At 59.5% G+C, this 21,165-nt stretch carries 18 protein-coding genes and 1 pseudogene; 12 read left to right on the top strand and 7 right to left on the bottom strand.

The features are described 5' to 3' along the window. The first annotated feature begins 8 nt into the window (after nt 1-8). From ACZK3W_RS05500 to ACZK3W_RS05520, 5 genes are read left to right on the top strand one after another with little or no spacing between them, the layout of a single operon-like run. Nucleotides 9-1,334 (top strand): site-specific integrase, encoded by a 1,326-nt coding sequence (locus tag ACZK3W_RS05500; protein WP_223276829.1) that lies wholly within the window; start codon nt 9-11, stop codon nt 1,332-1,334. Further along, nucleotides 1,321-1,785, top strand: coding sequence for a hypothetical protein (locus tag ACZK3W_RS05505; RefSeq protein WP_478450552.1), 465 nt, complete (start codon nt 1,321-1,323; stop codon nt 1,783-1,785). The genes ACZK3W_RS05500 and ACZK3W_RS05505 overlap by 14 nt, the downstream gene beginning before the upstream one ends. Then, entirely contained in the window at nt 1,760-2,902 is a 1,143-nt protein-coding gene (locus ACZK3W_RS05510) for a site-specific integrase (protein ID WP_478450553.1), read from the top strand. Before ACZK3W_RS05505 ends, ACZK3W_RS05510 begins: the two co-directional genes overlap by 26 nt. Further along, complete coding sequence (locus ACZK3W_RS05515; RefSeq protein ID WP_049397655.1) at nt 2,895-4,751, top strand: hypothetical protein; 1,857 nt, start codon at nt 2,895-2,897, stop codon at nt 4,749-4,751. The genes ACZK3W_RS05510 and ACZK3W_RS05515 overlap by 8 nt, the downstream gene beginning before the upstream one ends. A 6-nt stretch (nt 4,752-4,757) precedes the next feature. Beyond that, a complete protein-coding gene (locus tag ACZK3W_RS05520; RefSeq protein WP_312368173.1) occupies nt 4,758-5,210 on the top strand; it encodes a hypothetical protein in 453 nt (150 codons plus the stop codon). Between the two features lie 680 nt (nt 5,211-5,890). Here ACZK3W_RS05520 and ACZK3W_RS05525 read toward each other — a convergent pair. Further along, nucleotides 5,891-6,268, bottom strand: a complete 378-nt coding sequence (locus ACZK3W_RS05525) for a DUF6602 domain-containing protein (protein WP_478450554.1) — start codon at nt 6,266-6,268, stop codon at nt 5,891-5,893. 362 nt (nt 6,269-6,630) lie between these two features. Here ACZK3W_RS05525 and ACZK3W_RS05530 point away from each other — a divergent pair, with 362 nt between their 5' ends. From ACZK3W_RS05530 to ACZK3W_RS05540, 3 genes are all read left to right on the top strand, one after another. Beyond that, the gene (locus ACZK3W_RS05530) at nt 6,631-7,083 is read left to right on the top strand and encodes an antitoxin Xre/MbcA/ParS toxin-binding domain-containing protein (protein ID WP_065427963.1); all 453 of its coding nucleotides are present in this window, start codon (nt 6,631-6,633) and stop codon (nt 7,081-7,083) included. 245 nt (nt 7,084-7,328) lie between these two features. Continuing rightward, complete coding sequence (locus ACZK3W_RS05535; RefSeq protein WP_111007899.1) at nt 7,329-8,909, top strand: ATP-dependent nuclease; 1,581 nt, start codon at nt 7,329-7,331, stop codon at nt 8,907-8,909. Next, a complete protein-coding gene (locus ACZK3W_RS05540) occupies nt 8,887-9,984 on the top strand; it encodes a UvrD-helicase domain-containing protein (protein ID WP_312368174.1) in 1,098 nt (365 codons plus the stop codon). The genes ACZK3W_RS05535 and ACZK3W_RS05540 overlap by 23 nt, the downstream gene beginning before the upstream one ends. A 135-nt stretch (nt 9,985-10,119) precedes the next feature. Here the strand turns inward: ACZK3W_RS05540 and ACZK3W_RS05545 are convergent, their stop codons facing one another. From ACZK3W_RS05545 to ACZK3W_RS05565, 5 genes and pseudogenes are all read right to left on the bottom strand, one after another. Further along, nucleotides 10,120-10,398, bottom strand: coding sequence for a hypothetical protein (locus ACZK3W_RS05545; RefSeq protein WP_312368175.1), 279 nt, complete (start codon nt 10,396-10,398; stop codon nt 10,120-10,122). Continuing rightward, nucleotides 10,395-13,592, bottom strand: coding sequence for an efflux RND transporter permease subunit (locus ACZK3W_RS05550; protein WP_049443845.1), 3,198 nt, complete (start codon nt 13,590-13,592; stop codon nt 10,395-10,397). The genes ACZK3W_RS05545 and ACZK3W_RS05550 overlap by 4 nt, the downstream gene beginning before the upstream one ends. Nucleotides 13,593-13,600: 8 nt before the next feature. Continuing rightward, nucleotides 13,601-14,407 (bottom strand): annotated as a pseudogene (locus tag ACZK3W_RS05555) (efflux RND transporter periplasmic adaptor subunit); the annotation flags it as partial. A 137-nt stretch (nt 14,408-14,544) separates the two neighbouring features. Further along, nucleotides 14,545-15,822 carry a TolC family protein gene (locus ACZK3W_RS05560; RefSeq protein ID WP_049443843.1) on the bottom strand — a complete coding sequence of 426 codons (1,278 nt, stop codon included), beginning with the start codon at nt 15,820-15,822 and terminating at the stop codon, nt 14,545-14,547. A 203-nt stretch (nt 15,823-16,025) separates the two neighbouring features. Further along, nucleotides 16,026-16,643 carry a cation diffusion facilitator family transporter gene (locus ACZK3W_RS05565; RefSeq protein WP_005411456.1) on the bottom strand — a complete coding sequence of 206 codons (618 nt, stop codon included), beginning with the start codon at nt 16,641-16,643 and terminating at the stop codon, nt 16,026-16,028. A gap of 103 nt (nt 16,644-16,746) precedes the next feature. Here ACZK3W_RS05565 and ACZK3W_RS05570 point away from each other — a divergent pair, with 103 nt between their 5' ends. Further along, entirely contained in the window at nt 16,747-17,181 is a 435-nt protein-coding gene (locus ACZK3W_RS05570; RefSeq protein WP_005411457.1) for a MerR family transcriptional regulator, read from the top strand. Nucleotides 17,182-17,232: 51 nt separating this feature from the next. On the opposite strand, the gene ACZK3W_RS05575 is transcribed toward ACZK3W_RS05570, so the two are convergent. After that, entirely contained in the window at nt 17,233-17,808 is a 576-nt protein-coding gene (locus tag ACZK3W_RS05575) for a phosphatase domain-containing protein (RefSeq protein ID WP_312368176.1), read from the bottom strand. Between the two features lie 288 nt (nt 17,809-18,096). On the opposite strand from ACZK3W_RS05575, the gene ACZK3W_RS05580 reads away from it, so the two are divergent. The 3 genes from ACZK3W_RS05580 (at nt 18,097) to ACZK3W_RS05590 (ending at nt 21,135) form a co-directional block, all read left to right on the top strand. Further along, entirely contained in the window at nt 18,097-19,056 is a 960-nt protein-coding gene (locus ACZK3W_RS05580; protein WP_235434868.1) for an NIF family HAD-type phosphatase, read from the top strand. 323 nt (nt 19,057-19,379) lie between these two features. Beyond that, nucleotides 19,380-20,705, top strand: coding sequence for a site-specific integrase (locus ACZK3W_RS05585; RefSeq protein ID WP_223276829.1), 1,326 nt, complete (start codon nt 19,380-19,382; stop codon nt 20,703-20,705). Continuing rightward, nucleotides 20,692-21,135 (top strand): hypothetical protein, encoded by a 444-nt coding sequence (locus ACZK3W_RS05590; RefSeq protein ID WP_478450555.1) that lies wholly within the window; start codon nt 20,692-20,694, stop codon nt 21,133-21,135. Before ACZK3W_RS05585 ends, ACZK3W_RS05590 begins: the two co-directional genes overlap by 14 nt. Nucleotides 21,136-21,165: the final 30 nt, after the last annotated feature.

Raw genomic sequence — 21,165 nt, forward strand, 5'->3', positions numbered from 1 at the left:
GAAGAGTGATGGCCATGCTGTCAGTTCATGTGCTTGGCGAAGGAGAACGAGTTCCAATGCTCCACGACGAGCAGGGCGTGCCTTTGTTCTACCCGACCCTGTTCGCTACTTCCCAGCTTCGGAATGCCGGGGCAGCCGTCAACACGATCCGAAACAAGCTTGCCGACATCGTTGTACTTCTGCGCTGGGAGCAGGCCAATGGCCGAGACCTGATCACCGAGTTCCGCAGCGGGCGCCTTCTCACAGTTTCAGACATAGTGTCGCTTCGAGATTTCGCCAAGCTCGACATGCGGGAGTTGAGTTCAGTTGGAGAAGGTGACAAGAAACGAAGCGTCGTCATCGATTTTCTCGAGGCGCGAGTTGCCTCAAATCAGGTGCTGGCCACCATTGGTGGGCAACAGCATTTCAACCGTATCAGCACGTTTGCCGACTATCTGGAATTTACGGCTTCGGTCGTTACACAGCACCAGAACTCGTCTCGAACCGCTCAAGAAATTGCGCGGATGGCCAGAACCATTCGCAAGCACCGACCGCGCGGGTTGGCAAAACAGAGGGATGACGATTTGGATCTGCGCTCGCCACCCTCCGAGTTGGTCGAGCGATTCATGGCGATAGGCACTGAGGGTGATCCGCGCAATCCGTTCCGGCATCCGGAAGTCCAGCTCCGCAATGCCATCATCTTCGGGCTGCTAAGACACACCGGAATGCGACGAGGAGAGCTATTGAGCTTGCGACTCGACCAGTTCGACTTGGGCCATGAGCCGCACGTCTGGGTTCGGCGCAATCAGGATGATAAGCATGACCCGCGACCCTATCAGCCGGTAACGAAGACCAAGGAGCGGCCATTACCGATACCTGAGGCGCTCGCCAATCAGATCGACCGTTACATGCTGAATGTCCGTTCCAGGATCGGCCCCGCCAGAAGGCATCCGTATCTACTTGTCTCGCACAGGAAGGGCGATACATGGGGCAAGCCACTCTCCACCTCAGCTCTGAGTAGCCAGATCTTTTCGCGGATGCGCGCGGTGGACCCCGCCTTTGAGGCGATCCATCCCCACGCCTTTCGACACCATTTCAATTACGAGCTTTCCGTCAGCATTGACAAGCACAACGCCAAGATCCGGTCGGGTGAAGATGCTGAGGCATTGCCGTTCAGCGAGGCTAGGGAGCTGGATGTTCGTGCTTTCCTGAACGGTCATCGCAGCAAGGCATCGGGAGCGACGTACAACCGGCGTCACATTCGTGAAGCCAGCGACAAGGCTGCTCGTCAGGTGCAGGCCGCTCATCCCAAGCGTAGCGATAACTCCAAGGGGGGCGGTGGTGATTCGCGCTAATCCAAAGCAGGTCGATGTCGAGGGAAAGTCGACCGCTCAGACAGTGTCTAAGGATGGTTATCCCTTCAAGCCTTCGGATAAACATTGGCAATTAAACAAGGACGTGCAGATTTCACTAGCGCTGCCGGGGGTGGTTGAAGCTAGAACCGAGGCTGGCTTTCGCGCCACGCTGTTGCGCTATGCGGAAGAGGCATCCGCTCGTCATGCGCGAAATATGGAGACGCGTTTCAAGCGATACCTGCGGGATACAGGAGCGTCGCGGGTGACCGTGGTTGACCTCATCAACTGGCGCGCCAGCCTTGCGGCAGACGAGCAATATCAGTTAGGCGGCCTGAAGGGCTTTCTGCTTGCCTGGCATGACTACGGATTTGACGGCGTCACTAGCGAAGTCGTTGATCTCCTCCAAAGCTGGCGAATAAAGGGGAATGAAAAGGGGGGCGGCCGTTGCTAGTGGTTGCCCCGAGAATGGGCCCTACACCGACCTCGAGATGGCTGCGCTCCTGGATTGGGCGAACCTCGCGGTAGCACGAAAGGACATTGCATTCGAGGACTACGCATATCTGCTCACCTTGGCGATGACCGCGCGCCGTCCCGTCCAGATCGCTGCTCTCAGGGGGCGGGATCTCGTTCGTGAAACAGGTGAAGGCGCGCCCATGTTTAGGCTCAACATTCCGCGAGCCAAGCAACGTGGCATCGCTTTTCGAGGTGCCTACCGGTCTCTTGCCATCCTTGAAGACCTATATCTGGTGCTTCGGCAGCAGCATCGACAGTCCGTCGCCGCAGTTCTCGAGGCGATTGGGGGGGCGGTTGATCCTGCCTTGGTAGGTGAGGTGCCGATCTTTCTCAATCGCAAGAAGCTTGAGGATGTTGGAAATTTAGACGAGCTCACCGACTATCTGATGGGTGGCGCGCCAGATCAACTGCATTCAAAAATTGACTCGCTCGATTCCGCTCTACAGCGTTGCGCGAAGGCGTCGACTGCGCACTCGGAGCGTACTGGTGAGTTTATTCGTTTTTCCGCACTGCGATTCCGACACACGCGAGGCACGAAGCTTCGCCGAGAGGGATTCGGTGCAGTCATCATCGCCGAGTTGCTGGATCATTCCGACACCCAGAACGTCCATGTGTACACGGAGAACACCGCTCAAGAGGCGGTAGTCATCAATGAGCTAGTGGGTGCTCGACTCGCTCCCTTCGCGCAAGCCTGCCTCGGCAAGCTTGTCCACTCTGAACGTAAGGCAGTTCGCGGTGACGATCCGCGGAGCCGTGTGCCGAATGATCGTCAACACGCGGTGGGGACCTGCGGTAACTATGGATTCTGCGCTAGCGGCTACCGAGCCTGCTACACATGCTTTCACTTCCAGCCGTGGGTCGACGGGCCGCATGAAGAGGTGCTGGTGGACCTATATGCCGAGAAGGAGCGCACCCGGGAGGCAGGCTGTTCCAACGTCATTGTTAATGCTAATGACCAACTGATCCTTGCTGTCGAGCACTGTGTTTCGATGTGCAAGGATGCGAGGGCTCAGATGCTCGACGCGAATCTGTTGGAGGCGGGCACCCATGGGTGATGTCGTCCAGTTCGTTCCCCGCGCTGAGCGCGAAGCCAGCGGAAACCTTGCCGACTTCATACGCTTGGCAAAAGAGGGTCTGACTGCCTTCGCGAATGGTGGCGCTTGGGATCGCGACAAGTGGCAGCAAAACGAGACCATAGTCGTCTTCGCAACGAAAACAGCACCTCTGAACTCATACTCTTTCACGCCCTTCGTCGAACCATTCATGCAGTTCGCAAAGGCATACATTCGATACAGATATAGCCACAGGCCAGTCAAGAGCTTGGCAATGATGCTCCAAGCACTTCGCTGCGTGGAGGCAGGATTGCTGGCGGCTTGCGGCCGAGGAGATGTCGGACTCCTGAGTGGTGCGGTAATGGACGTTTGCGCCAACAAGTGCAAGGAGTTCTACTCCAGCGAGGACGTGCACCACAAGACCGGGCTCCAACTTCAAGCTGTATTCGACTTCTTACGTGAGAACAGCCTTGTCCCGTCGTTGCCGGCTTGGAAGTCTCCTTTCAAGAAGCCGGTGATCCTGACCGAGGATCTCGGCGAAGCGGGACAGGCCCATCGCATGAAAAAGCTTCCCACCAATGAGGCAATGCTCGCAGTTGCTGACGTGTTTGCCCAGGCCGACGATCGGGAGAGTCAGTTTTACTCATCAATCTTCATCCTGCTTATGGCCGCGCCAGGCCGCGTCTCCGAAGTGCTGAAGCTTCCTATTGACTGCATCCAGTGGGAGGAAGATGACGACGGTAATCTTCAGATGTTCCTGCGTTGGAATGCGGCCAAGGGCAAAGGAGCGACGAAGAAGTGGGTCGTGCCTGTCATGCATGACGTCGTGAAAGAGGCCGTCCGGCGCCTGATCGAAATCGGTGCTCCTGCACGTGAGTTAGTCAGGGCGGCGTTCGAAGGCTCCACGTCTTCGTCTGAAGATGTCGGCACGTCCAATCTCATCAAAGAATTTGGCGGCTTCTACTGGCCCTTCCTTGATGAGAAGAGGGTGCTGACGACCTGGAGTGCTCTGTGCCTGCATCGAGAGAATGAATTCAGTCGCGAGAAGGAAATTAGGCCAGACTCATGGCGGATTCCAAGCGCTAACGAGGTGAATAAGCGCTTGGGCGCTGGCAGCGGCCACGGCGAATCTCTTTTTGACCGTATGGGCCTGCGGAATTTGGATGGCACGCGCATCACGTTGACATCGCACCAGCTCCGTCATTGGCTCAGCACGATGTCAGAACGGGCGGGCATGGACGATTACAGCCTGGCGCGCTGGGCCGGTCGCGCAAAGGTTTCCGACAACCGTCATTACGACCATCGCTCGCCGGAGGAACGCCTAGAGGCTGCCCGTGGGCTGCTTCCGATGCAGCCTGCCCCATTGCTCGAACGCATCAAGCAGCGTCAACCGGTGACGTATCAGGAACTTGGGACTGATCGGCTGGGAACGGCCAAAGCCACGCTCTATGGCATGTGCGTGCACGACTACGCCATGGCACCGTGCCAGAAACAGCGCGAATGCATGACCTGCAAGGAGCATGCTTGCATCAAGGGTGATCACGTTGCGCTAGACCGGATTCGCCTCTTGGAGGCGCAGACGGAAAAACTGCTCCAGCAGGCCATGAAAGCTCATGAGGATGGCGACTTTGGTGCCGACCGCTGGGTGGACAATCACAAGTGGAAGCTCGCGCACGTCAAGGCAATGAGGATGGCATTGGAGCATCCCAATGTTCTGGAGGGAGCGGTCCTCAGGATTCCGGATGGGCACGATCCTTCTCCGGTTCGCCGTGCTCTCATGGATCTTGGCGTTGTCGAAGTGCCCTCCATGGATGCGCTTGGTCCGAAAATGATTGCCTTGGCTCTTACCTGACCCGCCATGCCAAAGAAGATCATCACCAAGGCAACGCTGCCAAAGATAATGCGTGAGCTGGATCGCTGGGACGGCAAGCTCACTTGGCCTCTATTCTGCGAGCGCGCCGCAAAGGTGCTGGACGTGCCTTCGATCTCGAAGCACACGATGTACCTTTATCCTGCCGTCAAGGAGCGGTTTCAGCAGCGTCAAAAGGATTTGCGTGAGGCGAGAGATGCGCTTCCGAGAGATTTCACGTTGGACGCCGCTATCCGCCGCATCACTGACTTGGAAGCGCAGGTTGAACGGTTAGAGGACACCAACAATCTGCTTCTTGATCAGTTTCGTCGATGGCAATACAACGCCTACGCGAACAACGTTCGTATGGACTTGCTTGCATTGGACAAGCCGTTGCCTGAGGTGAACCGTTCTGGTCGCCGGAAAGCTGAAAAGAAGAAGAGAGAGAATAGCGAGCAGTGACCTGGAAGTGGTTTCTTTTGAGAGGTCACGGCAGCTCCGCCGGTCGCAATGCACGCTACTGAGTAGTAGAGCCTCGGTTCGGACCGATCAGAATCCGCTGCCGGCTCTTATCGGCGTCTTGCTGGAAGGGATCCGGACACTGAAAGAGCGGCGCGCGCAAGAAGACCAAGCTAAGCATGGTCGATCTGTTCGAGGTGTGGTGCGCATTGCTGTACGTAGAACCTAACATTCGCTTGGATGAGACGGGGATCCTGTAGTGCTGTTCCTGCGCGCTATAGCCTGCAGCGGAGTGCGGCCCTCCGACCATGTGCGGCTGCTGTAGCCGATTCACCGCAACCGCGTGATGCAGATGGGCGCTAAAGATCTGAAGTGCGCTTCCCTCGCCGTCCCGTGGAGATCCAATGGCGTAGGAAGAGTTAGGGTCGGTGGTCACATCGCCGTGGACGTTCGGATCCGTTCCGGCAACGCATGAGAAGGACCAGGCGGGGCCGTCTAGAACACAGATGCAGTCGGGCAAATGTTCAATTTCCTCAATCCCAAGCTGCTTGAACAGTTCGCCGGAGTTCATCGCTTCAGGCAGCTTTCGGAGGGGGCGCGCAGAATAGGCGATTACTCCCGCAAAGTACGTATTGCGGCGGATGGATGCAGCTTCCATCACGTCGACCGCAGATTTGATGTTCTCAAGGGCCTCGACCAGGCTGCCCGCCCAGCGGTAGTGTCGCCCCCTTGGGGGTGAGAAACGATGGGCTGGTACTCATCCGGACGGTTTCCCTCACTATTTCTAGAGAGCTCTTGACCTCAATGATCGCAGCAACGGATTCAGGCCTAACGATCGAAAATTCATCGGCGCGTAACAGCGGGGTAAAGTCCTGCTTGTCATGCGCGAGGCAGTCGATCTGGCGCCAGGATCGATCAACCTGATTGTCTTGCTCTCGATCATGATCGGTCACGAATCCGCTGGTAACCAGGAAGCGTGATGGGAGATGCTGCTTGAGGAACTCTCGCAGACTCGCTTCCCGATAATGCCCATCGTCGCGGTGCGGAGCTGCTCGGATCATTTGTGATGGATTTCCTCTTCCAAGCCCAATGATGCCGTGAAATCCATCGCCGGCGCCTTCCCTATAAGGCCTATTGCGGCAGGGCATAGAGGCCCAGTAGTCACTGTTGTCCCCTTCAGTGTTTATAGGTCCTGAAGGGGTCACACCACGTTGTTCACTACCAGCCACCACGTGTCGTTGAAATAGAATGCAGACGTGCGGCCGGCAGGCAGTCGGCTGCCAGACCGTCGGCCGAGGCGGGGCTGTTGGGCCTCCCTCGCACCGAACGGTCGAGATGACATGAGCATCGCCCGCCTATGTAGGCCAACCATTTAGTCAATCGGCGCATCGCGGAAGGGTGCGATGAGTGAAACGGGAGTAGCATGACTCATCTGCTCCCCCAGGCCAGAGGGATGATCTACCCAATCGCCAGTGACGCCACCAGCCTGGAAGGACCTGCTCTGCGCGCGTTTACCAAGATGGCAGAAGTTTGGAAACTAAGCGCTCATGAGCAGTCGGCAATCCTGGGTAGGCCCATCGACGTTGCTTGTGCACAGCTAGAGGCGGGAGTGACTGACGGCCTTTGGCCAGAAACACTCGAGCGAATCAGCTATGCGCTCGGCATATACCGGGCACTGCACATCCTCTTCCCTGATCAGCAGCAAGCTGACAGCTGGCTACGACGCCCCAACAGCGCAGCACCGTTCAAGGGGACCCCGGCCTTGGCCTTCATGTGCTCTGGTCAACTCAACGACCTTGCCACTGTTCGTGACTATCTAGAGGCCCAGGGAATCGCCGCCTCCCTGACAGCTCCGACGACGTCCAGCAGTCTGTGACCGAGCACCACTAAGAAAGTCGGGACTATAACCACCACCTCGTCACAACCACCAAACCGCATAGCCGATACGTGAGACGAGCGAAGACGATGGATCCTGTTCATTTAGCAGTCTTTGATGGCTTACCTTCTGTGCCCGCCAGGCCTGTCCAGAACAAATTCTTTCCAAATCCAGTCCAGTTGGCATCGTTCTTACGAGCCGCGTAAAGTTCTGTAGAGACAGGATAGTCCACCGGGGGATGGAGCATGCCGATCGAACGTATTGTTATCGAGAACTTCAAGTCTTTTCGCCACCTCAATCTGCAGCTCAATGCGCACATGAACCTTGTGGTTGGTGACAACGAGGTGGGAAAGTCCACCTTGCTGGAAGCGATCCACGCAGTGATAACTGGGCAGCTGTATGGTCGCAACCTCACCTACGAGCTCACACCCTATCTTTTCCACCAGCCAACGGTGAGGGAGTACTTAGCGGCTCTGCGCGCGGGAACGCCTGCGTCACCGCCCAGGATCTCCATTGAAGCCTATTTGGGGAACGATCCCGCGCTGGCGTCTTTGCGCGGCACCAACAACTCATTAGGTCTAGACGGTGCAGGCGTCCGATTGCTGGTCGAGCTCAGCGATGACTATCGCGAGGAATTCAACGCCTACCTGCAGCAACACCAGGGCGCGACCAGCCTCCCAGTGGAATACTACACGGTGCGCTGGTACTCCTTTGCCAACAACGGTGTCACCGCTCGTACCATCCCGTTCGATTCAACTATCATCGACACCCACGGTATCAAGACACTGTCCGGAGCCGATCGCTATATCGCCAGCATCATCGAACAGGCGCTTACCCCAGCGCAGCGCGTGTCGCTATCTCTGAGTTTTCGCCGCATGCGGCAAAGCTTCGCGGAAGAGGGCGACGTTGCCGCCATTAATGCTTATCTCACTGAGCACACGGGGGACATCAGTCACAAAGCATTGACGGTGGGCGTGGACTCTTCACCGCGCTCAACGTGGGAAACCAGCTTGTCACCGTACCTGGATGAGCTTCCTTTCACCCAAGCTGGCAAGGGTGAGCAAAGCGCAGTAAAGATGAAGCTGGCTATGCATGCTGCAGGCTCGGCGCATGTACTGCTGATCGAAGAGCCGGAGAACCACCTCTCCTTCTCTGGCATGAGCCAGCTGATTGACAAGATTTCAGCGCTCTCTACAGCGCAGCAAGTGGTCATCGCAACCCACAGCAGCTTCGTTCTGAACAAGTTGGGCGTGGACAATGTGATCCTGTTCAGCGCCCAAGGCCAGATGAAACTGGATCAGTTGCCGCATGATACGCACGATTACTTCATGAAGCTTCCTGGCCATGACACGTTGCGACTGATTCTGGCCAAGCGGGTAATTCTGGTGGAGGGCCCGTCCGACGAGCTGATCGTGCAACGTGCCTACCTGGATCACCACGGTGTAGCACCATTGGCCCGTGGCGTGGACATCATCTCGGTCAAATCACTGGCGTTTAAGCGCTTCTTGCAGATTGCGGAGCGCCTGCGTATTCAGGCCAAAGTCGTCACCGACAACGATGGTGATATCGCGCTAGTGCAAGAGCGATATGCCGACTTCCCCAATGCCATCTACTACGATTCTGACGAGACCGCCCCATCGTTGGAAGAACAACTTATTAAAGCCAACTCACTGGACGAGCTGAACACCGTGCTGGCCCAGTCATTCGCCGACGAGGTGGCTTTGCTCAAGTACATGAAAGGTCACAAGACCGATACGGCTCTAGCCATTTTCAACAGCCCTCATTCAATCAGGTTCCCGGACTATGTCCAGCGTGCTATCGCCTAACCGGGTACTGCTATCGGCAGCCGGCTCTGGCAAGACCACCTTGCTGGTCCGCCAGGCCTTGGAGCGACCACAGCGCCGCATCGCTATGCTCACCTATACCTTGGAGAATCTCGAAGAAATTCGACGCTCATTCGAGGCCCATGCCGGCGCGGTGCCCGCGAATGTTACCTTGTATAGCTGGTACGGATTTCTGCTACGCGAGTGTATTCGACCTTATCAGGCGGCACTGTGTCGCGAGCCACGGGTTGAATCGATTCAGTTCGTTGAAGGACGGACTAACAACCGGGCACCCCGCTCGCAGATTTCCCGCCACTATCTGGCAGGCGACAGGATGTACTCGGATCGGGCCTCGGATTTCGCCGTTCGTTGCGATGAGCTAACTCATGGTCAGGTCATCTCGCGCTTGGCGGACATGTACGACGAAGTGTACGTCGATGAAGTGCAGGACTTGGCTGGCTACGACCTAGATCTGATTGAGCGCCTGTTGAAGAGCCCCATCGGCGTTACGCTAGTGGGCGACACGCGCCAAGCGACCTACGCCACCAACTACGCGCCTCGGTACAGCCAGTTCCGCGGACCGAACTTGGCGACGTTATTCCAGCTTTGGGAGTCGCACGGCCTGTGCCAGATCGATCACCGCCTCACGAGTTTACGATGCGTGCAGGCCTTGTGTGATCTGGCCGACGCGCTCTATCCACAGATGCCCCGGACCCAATCAGGCAATGATCAGTTGACCGGTCACGATGGCATATACCTGGTCGCGCCCGAGCATGTCACTGCGTACATGCAGGAGTTTGCCCCAGCCGTGCTGCGGCATGACCGACGGCAGGCTTGCGATGACCTACCAGCAATGAACTTCGGTCAGTCCAAGGGACGCACCTATAGCCGTGTGCTCATCTTCCCTAATGGGCCTTTGACGCAGTACCTGCGCACTGCCGACGCGTCCCGCATAACGGCGCCACCCAAGTATTACGTCGCCTTCACCCGGGCGAGGCAGAGTGTGGCGTTTGTGTATAACGGCACGTGCGCGCTTTTGGGCCACCAAGTCTATACCCCTCAAGCTCAAACGACTTAGCGCCGCAACAGTTTGCACGGACACGCAGTAGGCCCACGGACTGGGCATGGCTGACCGACGTGACGAGTACAGTGCTGGAGCGGCTGGCAACGTAGGGTAGCTTCGTGGCAACGATCTGTACGGGCTTTGCAGCGGTCACAATTTCTTCAAGGGCGCCGCCGTGGGTGGCGGCGGCACTGGCCCAGGGTCGTTGAAGGAAAGCACTGCCCGCTCGATGCCGAATTGATCGAAAAGTACCCGGGCGATCACAGCGTGGACCACGTCAAGGTCCACCGAGGGGGCAGCGACAGTGATGGTGGCCGCAATCGCGCGTCCAGGTGCCAGGCCTGGGACGAGCCGCAGGCCGTCTACCGCTTTCACGTCCGGGTCCGTGAACATCGCTGCCCGGACCTCTTCCAAATTGATCTCGTTCATGAGGTTGAGGGATCTTGGATAGCGCCATCGCCACGACTGCCGCGGTCGCGATGTAGCCAGCGGTACAGCACCGGCAGGACCAACAGCGTCAGCGCGGTCGAGGACACGATACCGCCGATTACGACCGTGGCCAGCGGCCGCTGTACTTCAGAACCAGCGCCTACGTTCAAAGCCATCGGCAGGAAACCAAGGGAAGCCACCAGGGCAGTCATCAAGACCGGTCGTAGTCGCCCCAGGGCGCCATCCCGGACAGCATCTTCGAGGGCGTCGCCTTGCTCACGCAGTCGGCGGATGAAGGCAATCATGACCAAGCCATTGAGTACTGCCACGCCCGAAAGCGCAATGAAGCCTACGCCCGCAGAGATTGACAGCGGAATTCCGCGTAGAGCCAAGGCGATTACGCCACCAGTCAATGCCAAGGGAACGCCACTGAACACGATGGCGGCATCCTTGGCCGAGCCGAAGGCCATGAACAGCAGGGCGAAGATCAGCGCCAATGTGACCGGGACAACTACCGCCAAGCGCTGGCTGGCCGAGATCAGCTGCTCGAACGTGCCGCCATAATCGATCCAGTACCCCTCTGGAAGAGGTACATCCTGGCCGATGCGGGTACGCAGATCACCAACGAATCCGCCAAGATCACGCTCACGCACGTTGGCGGTGATCACCACTCGACGCTTGCCGTTCTCACGATTGATCTGGTTGGGCCCGCGCTCTACCTGTATCTTCGCCACTTCTCGTAGTGGAACAGTGCGAGGCCCACCGTTGGCACCAGCGGCTACACGGCTGGACTCATCGATACTGGTGCTCTCCGGCAGTGGAATGGGCAGGTCCGCAAGCACAGCCGGGTCTTGCCGCAGCGATTCGGGCAAACGCACCACCAGGTCGAATCGGCGGTCGCCCTCGATCAGCTGGCCAGCGACGCTACCGCCGATGGCGGTTGCCACCGTGTCCTGCACGTCACCCGGATTCAATCCATACCGCGCCAATGCCGCTGGATCTGGCGTGATGGTGAGCAGTGGTAGGCCAGTAACCTGCTCGGCCTTGACGTCTTCGGCGCCGGGGACCCCGCGCAGGACGCGCTCGACCCGGCTGGCCAGGCGGGTCAGCTGGTCAAGATTGTCGCCGTAGACCTTGACCGCAACGTCCGAGCGAACGCCGGAGATCAATTCGTTGGTGCGCATCTGGATGGGCTGAGTGAACTCGTAGTTGCTACCCGGGATCTCCTTGGCCGCCGCCTCCAGCTCTTCCACCAGCTCGGCCTTGGGTTTGCGCGGGTCGGGCCATTGGTCGCGGGGCTTGAGCATCAGAAAGGTATCGGCCATGGAGGGGGGCATCGGGTCGGTGGCCACTTCGGCGGTGCCGATCTTGGAGAAGATGTTGGCCACCTCCGGGAACTGGGCCAAGCGCTTCTCCAGCGTTTCCTGCATGGCCACCGACTGCTCCAGACTGGTGCCGGGGATACGCATGGGCTGCAAGGTGATGTCGCCTTCATCCAAGCTCGGCACGAACTCCGAGCCCAAGCGGGTGGCCAGCACGCCACACCCCACCACCAGCACGGCCGCGCCTGTCAGCACTACGACACGCCGCCGCAGCGCCCACTCCAGCAGCGGCGTGTAGCGGGCACGTGACCAGCGCATCAAGCGGTTGTCGTGCTCGGCCACACGGCCGCGCAGGAAGGTGGCAATTGCCGCCGGTACGAAGGTCAGCGACAGCACCATCGCACCGGTCAGGGCCAAGACCACCGTGATCGCCATCGGGTGGAACATTTTTCCTTCCACCCCGGACAGCGCGAAGATCGGCAGGTAGACCGCCGCGATGATGCCTAGACCAAACAGACTGGGGCGAATCACCTCAGCCGTGGCCGAGGCGGTCAGATCAAAGCGCTCTTCGTCGTTGAGCTGGCGGTCCAGTGCGTGTTGCGCCTCCCCAAACCGGCGCAGACAGTTCTCGATGATGATCACCGCCCCATCCACGATCAGGCCAAAGTCCAGGGCGCCCAAGCTCATCAGGTTACCCGACACGCCGCCACGCACCATGCCGATAATGGTGAACAGCATTGCCAACGGGATCACTGCCGCGGTGATCAACGAAGCGCGCACATTGCCCAGCAGCAGGAACAGCACCACCACCACCAGCAGCGCGCCTTCGATCAGGTTCTTGGACACCGTGCCAATGGTGCGATCCACCAGCGCGGTGCGGTCATAGACGGCCTTTGCATGCACGCCAGCGGGCAAGCTGGCGTTGGCGGCGTCCAGCTTGGCCGAGGCTGCCTGGGAGACTTCCCGGCTGTTTGCGCCGAACAGCATGAAGGCGGTACCGACCACGACCTCATGGCCATTCTGGGTCGCCGCACCCGTGCGCAGTTCCTTGCCTTCGCCTACGCTAGCGACGTCGCGGACGCGAATGGGCACGCCATCGCGCCGGTCCAGCACGATGTTCCCAATCGCGTCCAGATTGGCCAGCTGGCCGGGCACGCGCACCAGAAATTGCTGGCCGTTGCGCTCGATGTAGCCGGCACCGATGTTCTGGTTGTTGCGCACTACCGCTGCGACCACGTCGTTCAACGTAAAGCCGAGTGCTACCAACTGAGCTGGATCCGGAGTGATGTGGATCTGCCGCTCAAAGCCGCCGATAGTGTTGACCTCGGTGACGCCAGGCGTGGTACGCAGCTGCGGCCGGATCACCCAGTCCTGCAGGGTGCGCAGATCCGTGGCGGTATACGGGGTGCCGTCGGGCTTGCGGGCGTTGGGCTCAGCCTCCACGGTGTACATGAAGATCTCGCCCAGGCCGGTAGAGATGGGACCCATCTCTGGGTCCAACCCTTCGGGCAGCTGAGATGCGATCTGCTGTAGCCTTTCGGCGACCTGCTGGCGGGCAAAGTACAGGTCGGTGCCGTCTTTGAAGACGACAGTGACCTGGGAGAGTCCGTAGCGCGACAGCGAGCGGCTGTAGTCCAGCTTTGGTAGCCCGGCCATGGCCGTTTCAATGGCGAAGGTCACTCGCTGCTCGGCCTCCAGCGGCGAGTAACCCGGGGCCTGGGTGTTGATCTGGACCTGGACGTTGGTGATGTCGGGCGTGGCGTCAATGGACAGGTGACGGTAGCTCCACACGCCCAGCGCGACTAGCGCAGCGGTGAGCACCAGCGTCAGCCAGCGGTGGCGGATGGACAGACCAATGAGGCGTTCGAGCATGGCGGGCCTCATTCCTCTTCCACAGTGGATTTTTCGATGTCGGCCTTGATCAGAAAGCTTTGGGCCACCACCACTCGTTCACCCGCCTTGAGCCCTTCCAGCACTTCGGCGCGTTCGGCGTCACGGCGCCCCAGCTTGATCGGCCGGGTGTGGTACGTCTCGCCCTGCTGCACGTAGACAACGTCCTGGTCCTGTGCGGTCTGCAGGGCGGTGATCGGAACCACCAGCGACGCCGATTGGCGATCCACGGTGACCCGCGCCTTGACCGCTGAACCCGGCCGCCACAGCCCATCGGTGTTAGCCACGGTGGCGCGGGCAATAGTGCTTTGGCTGGCAGTAGCGGTGCCGGGCAGGACGCGCTCCAATGTGGTCTGCGCCGTGACGCCATCGCTCAAGCGGGTGACCGTCACTGGCACGCCGGCACCGATGTGCTGGGCGTCGGCGCCGAAGATGTGCAGGTCCACCCACAGCGTGGACAGGTCGGCTACCTCGAACAGCGGGGCGCCCTCAGGCGCCGACATGCCCACGGCGGCCGTACGCGCCATGACCACGCCATTGATCGGCGCGGTAACGGTGTAGGTGGTCAGGCTGAGGTTGCTCTCCACTGTCGCGAGCACCTGGCCGGTGCGTACCTGGTCACCCACGCCCACTCGCACGGAACGGACCGGTCCGGGGAAGCGTGCAGTGACCTGCGCGATGCGCCCATCGATTGGGGTCAACAGCCCTTGCACCTCATGCTCATCGGCAATCTCACCGGGTCCAGCCGGCGCGACTTGGATTCCCGCCGCCTGCGCAGCTTTGGCCGCGATCTCGGTTTCCAGCGGCGCTTCCTCGTGCTCGCCGTGCTCTTCGCCCTCAGCGGCTTGGCCTCCTTCGGATGCTTCGTTGGGGGTCGACGCGTTGCAGGCCGCCAGCATCAGGGCCATGCCCAGTGCAGTCCAGGAAAAGCGGTTCATGGGGTCTCTCCAGTGGAAGCGGCAGCCGGCGGCGCGACAAGCGCCTGGCCGGTCAGTCGTTGAATTTCGATCAGGGCGCGCTGCGCATCCAAGGCGACGTCCAGCTGTTGCTGGGCCATGGCGGTGCGTTCGGACTGCAACTGTGCCCATTCCAGGTAACTGATCGCCCCAGCACGATAGGCACGCTCAGCGGCCTGCTCGGCTCGAGCCAGCTTCGGCAACACGTCGTCGTGCAGGCGCGCCACCTCGGCCTGTGCCACGGTGTAGCGGCCATGGGCTTCGACCAGCGTGGAGTACAGCGACAGGCCCTTGGCCTCGCGCTCGATCGTCAGGACCTGCAGCTCGGCTTCGCCGGCTCGAATCTCTGGCTGTGCGCGGCTGCGGCTGCCCAGCGGCATGGATAAGCTGGCGACCAGCGCGGTGTCATCGGTCTCCTGTAGTCGGCGCACTCCGAGCTGCCAGGACAGGTCCGGTGAGACCGCTGAACGCGCCAGCTGCAGTCGTGCCTGCGCGATCCGGCGGGCGTCGGCAAACTGCGCCAATTCCGGAGTCCGTTCCAACTCATCGGCCAGCGTCTGCATGGAGGCGATCGCCGGCAGGGCCATCGGATCGGCCGGGACCACTTCGAAGGTGGGAGTACGTTCGCCCCACAAAGCAGCCAGATGCTGACGAGCAGCGAGTCGCTGTTGCTCGGCCCGATCACGCGTCAGCTCGGCCCGCGCAAGCGCTGCCTCCGCGGTGAGCAGCACCGACTCGGGTGAAGCGCCGGCCTGCAGGCGCTGCCTGGCGACGGCCACAGTTCGCTGGCGCTGGCTAACATCGATGTCCGCTAGGTTGCGTTGCCGGTCGGCACCAACGACAGCCAAGTAGCGCTGCGCCGTCTCGGCTAGCAAGTCCAGGCGCCCGGTCTCGCGCTGCACGGCCAACGCATCAATCCGGCTTTGTGCCAAGGTACGGCGGGCGTCGAGCTTGCCGCCGCGCTCCAGCACCGAACTCAGGCTCAAGGTCAACTCGGCGCTGTCCAAGCCACCGGCCGCGCCGGTGCCCAGCGCGTTTTCGACCTCGGCACCGAGCGTCCACGGTGGGCGCTGTACCGCCTTATCTCGCTCGGCAGCGAGGACAGTGGCTCGCGCATCGACCAGACGCAGTTCGGGGTGGGTTTGGGCTACGCGTGCGAAGGCATCGTCCAAGGTCATCAATTCGGCCGCCGCAGCAGGCATCGCTGCTGTACCCGTTAACAGCAACGCGGCCAAGGCCGCCCATCGCATAGACATGGAAGTACTCCGAGGGTTCTTGAGATCACACGGATCGGCCTGCGCCTACATGCGTCATCCGGCAATTGCCGGTCGAAAGGGCGCGACCTGATGCTCATACGAATCCGCACGCGTTTCGGTCTCGATTGGAGGCAAAGACCGGCCGACAGCCAATTGCGCCAGCGGCAACCAGCGCAGGGAAAATCCCAGCTGTCCGCCCGCGGTCATGCAGGGGTCTTGCGCGCGTCTGCGCGTGCCCGCCGCGCGTCGCCCAATATTTCAAAGGCTTCCTTCATCACGTAGAGGCCGATAAGGGCACCGATTACGAAATCCGGATATGGACTGGCCAGCCACCACACCAGTAGGCCCGCCAGGATCACGCCCACGTTGGCTACCACATCGGCTCGGGTGAAAAGCCACGTTGCCCGCAGATGTACTTCGCCAGCCTTCAGTGGCGCCAACATGCGTAGGACCGCCAGATTGACCACTAGCGACAATAGGGCCGTACCGATCATCCACCCGCTTACCGGTTCAGCCCCGTGGAGTACGCGGCGGCCGACCTCGACCAGCACTCCAACGCCCAGAATCAGCAGCACGCTACCGCTGACCCAAGCAGCGTTGGCCTTGAAGCGCGCCGTCCGACCGATAGCGACCAACCCAATGGCGTAGGCCGTGGCGTCGGAGAGCATGTCCAGTGCGTCGGCAAGCAAGCCCGTGGAATGGGCGATCCAGCCGGCGATGCCGCCAATCACAGCCATTGCAGCGTTCAGGGCCAGAGCGATCCACAGCACGCGCCGTTCCTGCGCGTTCTTTGCCTCGTGGTGGCAGCCACAATCACTCATCGGATCTTCTCCATCGCAGGGAGCCGTGCCGGCGCGGTCCGCTGGCATGGCAGGGTCCATGAGGGTAAAGTCCGTAGCAACTACGGAGTCAAGCCTACTACTAATGAAAATCAGTGACGCTGCCGCCGCCAGCGGGTGCCATCTGGAGACGATCCGCTATTACGAGCGTATCGGCTTGCTCCCGAGGCCGGCACGATCAGGCAATGGTTACCGGGTCTACGGAGTGCCGGACATTGAGCGCCTGCGCTTCATTGCCCGCGGTCGGGACTTGGGTTTCAGCCTGGAAGAGGTTCGTAGCCTGCTGCAGCTGGCCGGCGACGAGGGCCTGTCGTGCGTGGATGTGGATCGTCTGGCCCGCAGCCACTTGTCCGACATTCGCGCCCGGATGGCAGACTTGCAACGTATGGCCAACGAGCTGGAGCGGGTAATCGCCAGTTGTCACGGCGGACAGCGAGCTGAGTGCACCATCCTATCGACGCTGCGCCGGCCGGCTTCCGAGGACTCCTTACGCGAGGGATCGAGCAAGAGCGCTTCCTAGGCGCCCACGGTCCAAAACCTATGCCTTCCTCAGTCCGACCGGTCGACGGTGTCAGTTGCCTGCAGTCTGGCTGCCCGGACCTGGACTCCAGGCGCGTATGAAGTCCTCCTGCTCACGCGTCTCGATCGCACCCGTCCTGACCTGACGAACCATGCTCATGGCCTGCTCACCAGTGGCAGCCGTGCCTGTTTCTAACAGCAACAAGCACGCTACGGTGCCAGCTCGTCCTAGCCCCCCCTTACAATGCACAACTGCGCGGCTTCCGAGCAACAATTCATGACTGAGCGCTGGGCCCAGCTCGCTCCATGCCTTCAAGAATGAACTGTTCGGCGCTGCGCCGTCTACGATTGGAAGTCCGTACCACTTGATTCCCTGCGCCATCGCCCGCTCTGGCAGCGCGGCAATCCTAAGCTCATCGAATTCCCATGGCTCAATCAGGGAGATCAGGTACCCAGCGCCCCACTGGCGAATCGCGCAAAGGTCCACGTCAATGTCACGGCTCCATGGCCCCGTCATCGCGGCCTTCTGAAACTTCCCTGGCGCGAAAGTTACACCTACTGCGCCGCCACTGACTCCGACAGCGATCGTGGCGATATGCAGAGGATGTGTGTGACTAGTTCTGAACATTGTCGATCCCTCATCGCGGCAACAAAGAGAGCCGCAGCGCAGCGGCGATCACCCATGGCTCCTATGCCGATCCTTGAGCTAAACATTCCAGCCGACCAAGTGGTGCCGCCCTGCCGAGCAGCACAGCAAAGGTGATCCTTTTGTCAGTTGCAGGCAACAAGTACCAGTAGGCTCACGCTGCATGCGTACCAGTAGGCTCACGCTGCATGTGCACCAGTAGGCTCACGTGTTGGACAGCGAGAGTGTCCAGGAGCAAGGTGTACACACGCTCCTCGCTAGAGACAACACATGAAGCCGAGCATTCTGGCATTGGACCTCGAAGGGACACTCATTTCCAATGCGATAAGCCAGATTCCAAGACCCGGCCTCTGTCGGTTCTTGGAGGACGTCCGATCGCACTTCAGTCAGCTCATGATGTTTACGACTGTGCCGGAAGAGCGCTTTCGCAGCATTGCCGATCTGTTGGTTCGTGAAGGAAGCGCGCCTCCGTGGTTCGCGAGCATTGAATACATCCATTGGACGGGCAGCACGAAGGATCTACGGCTAGCCACACCAAAATTAGGCGCGGCCTTGCTGCTTGATGATCATCGCCCCTATGTACACCCAGGACAGGAGCATCTGTGGGTTCAGATACCTCTGTTTGCGTCTCCCTACCCGTCAGAGGACGAGGGATTAGCGATCGCGCTTCGACTCCTGCTTGATCGCATCCACGCAACGGGCAATTTCACTGAAGCATCTCTCCAAGAACAGCTAAAACCACAGGCAGAAGCAACGGGCGCACCACGGCGTTCCGACGCCTGCTCATCGGCCCAGAAGATCCTGTCCGACGCCGCCGTCAGGAGAGATGAACTTGCCGCACAGTGGCATAGCGCCGCCGAAGTCAGTTCACAGCTCGGTCCGTCGTTGACCAATGGTAGCGGCCTAGCAGGTCAGCTGCGAAGAGCCGGCCAGCTACTTGGGGTCTATGTAACGAAGCCTGTGCCCTGCTATCGCTACCCAGACTGGCAGTTTGGTGAAAACGGCGAGCCCGTTGAATATTTGGCAGAAATCCTGTCAGCACTGCGTGCAATCGGTCATTTCGAGATCGAGCCGTACGGGCAACTTCACAGCACCGGATGGCGTGAGGCAGAGTGGTTTCTCTCACCGCACGCTCTGCTCAACGGCATGCCACCTGCCGAAGCCCTCAGCTCTGAACCGGCTCGCGTGCTGCGGGCGGCCCGTACCGAGTTCGGGCAAGGAGAGTCATAGCGTCCCCCTCTGAAGTGTTGAGAAAAATATAGGATTGAGGTCAGTGGGCACTCTTTCTCACCCAAATTTTCCATTTGGTAGAATAAATGGTGCTATCCATGGTGAATGAGTTCCTAGAAAGGCAGTGTTTTAGAGAGATGCCTAGTAATGAGGTATGCACAACATGTGTGCACAACCGTTCTAGCGAATACTAGATCAATAGTGGTGATATAGCTTCGAGGAAGGCCCTGTTTTTACAGGGCTTTTCTTTTTTCTACGCTGACTTGCGTAGTCGAAAATTTCATATACAGTTGTACATATGCAAAAACAGTAGAAGAAGAGTGATGGCCATGCTGTCAGTTCATGTGCTTGGCGAAGGAGAACGAGTTCCAATGCTCCACGACGAGCAGGGCGTGCCTTTGTTCTACCCGACCCTGTTCGCTACTTCCCAGCTTCGGAATGCCGGGGCAGCCGTCAACACGATCCGAAACAAGCTTGCCGACATCGTTGTACTTCTGCGCTGGGAGCAGGCCAATGGCCGAGACCTGATCACCGAGTTCCGCAGCGGGCGCCTTCTCACAGTTTCAGACATAGTGTCGCTTCGAGATTTCGCCAAGCTCGACATGCGGGAGTTGAGTTCAGTTGGAGAAGGTGACAAGAAACGAAGCGTCGTCATCGATTTTCTCGAGGCGCGAGTTGCCTCAAATCAGGTGCTGGCCACCATTGGTGGGCAACAGCATTTCAACCGTATCAGCACGTTTGCCGACTATCTGGAATTTACGGCTTCGGTCGTTACACAGCACCAGAACTCGTCTCGAACCGCTCAAGAAATTGCGCGGATGGCCAGAACCATTCGCAAGCACCGACCGCGCGGGTTGGCAAAACAGAGGGATGACGATTTGGATCTGCGCTCGCCACCCTCCGAGTTGGTCGAGCGATTCATGGCGATAGGCACTGAGGGTGATCCGCGCAATCCGTTCCGGCATCCGGAAGTCCAGCTCCGCAATGCCATCATCTTCGGGCTGCTAAGACACACCGGAATGCGACGAGGAGAGCTATTGAGCTTGCGACTCGACCAGTTCGACTTGGGCCATGAGCCGCACGTCTGGGTTCGGCGCAATCAGGATGATAAGCATGACCCGCGACCCTATCAGCCGGTAACGAAGACCAAGGAGCGGCCATTACCGATACCTGAGGCGCTCGCCAATCAGATCGACCGTTACATGCTGAATGTCCGTTCCAGGATCGGCCCCGCCAGAAGGCATCCGTATCTACTTGTCTCGCACAGGAAGGGCGATACATGGGGCAAGCCACTCTCCACCTCAGCTCTGAGTAGCCAGATCTTTTCGCGGATGCGCGCGGTGGACCCCGCCTTTGAGGCGATCCATCCCCACGCCTTTCGACACCATTTCAATTACGAGCTTTCCGTCAGCATTGACAAGCACAACGCCAAGATCCGGTCGGGTGAAGATGCTGAGGCATTGCCGTTCAGCGAGGCTAGGGAGCTGGATGTTCGTGCTTTCCTGAACGGTCATCGCAGCAAGGCATCGGGAGCGACGTACAACCGGCGTCACATTCGTGAAGCCAGCGACAAGGCTGCTCGTCAGGTGCAGGCCGCTCATCCCAAGCGTAGCGATAACTCCAAGGGGGGCGGTGGTGATTCGCGCTAATCCAAAGCAGGTCGATGTCGAGGGAAAGTCGACCGCTCAGACAGTGTCTAAGGATGGTTATCCCTTCAAGCCTTCGGATAAACATTGGCAATTAAACAAGGACGTGCAGATTTCACTAGCGCTGCCGGGGGTGGTTGAAGCTAGAACCGAGGCTGGCTTTCGCGCCACGCTGTTGCGCTATGCGGAAGAGGCATCCGCTCGTCATGCGCGAAATATGGAGACGCGTTTCAAGCGATACCTGCGGGATACAGGAGCGTCGCGGGTGACCGTGGTTGACCTCATCAACTGGCGCGCCAGCCTTGCGGCAGACGAGCAATATCAGTTAGGCGGCCTGAAGGGCTTTCTGCTTGCCTGGCATGACTACGGATTTGACGGCGTCACTAGCGAAGTCGTTGATCTCCTCCAAAGCTGGCGAATAAAAGGGGAATGAAAAGGGGGCGGCCGTTGCTAGTGGTTGCCC

The organism is Stenotrophomonas sp. 80084_Sma (assembly GCF_056481995.1).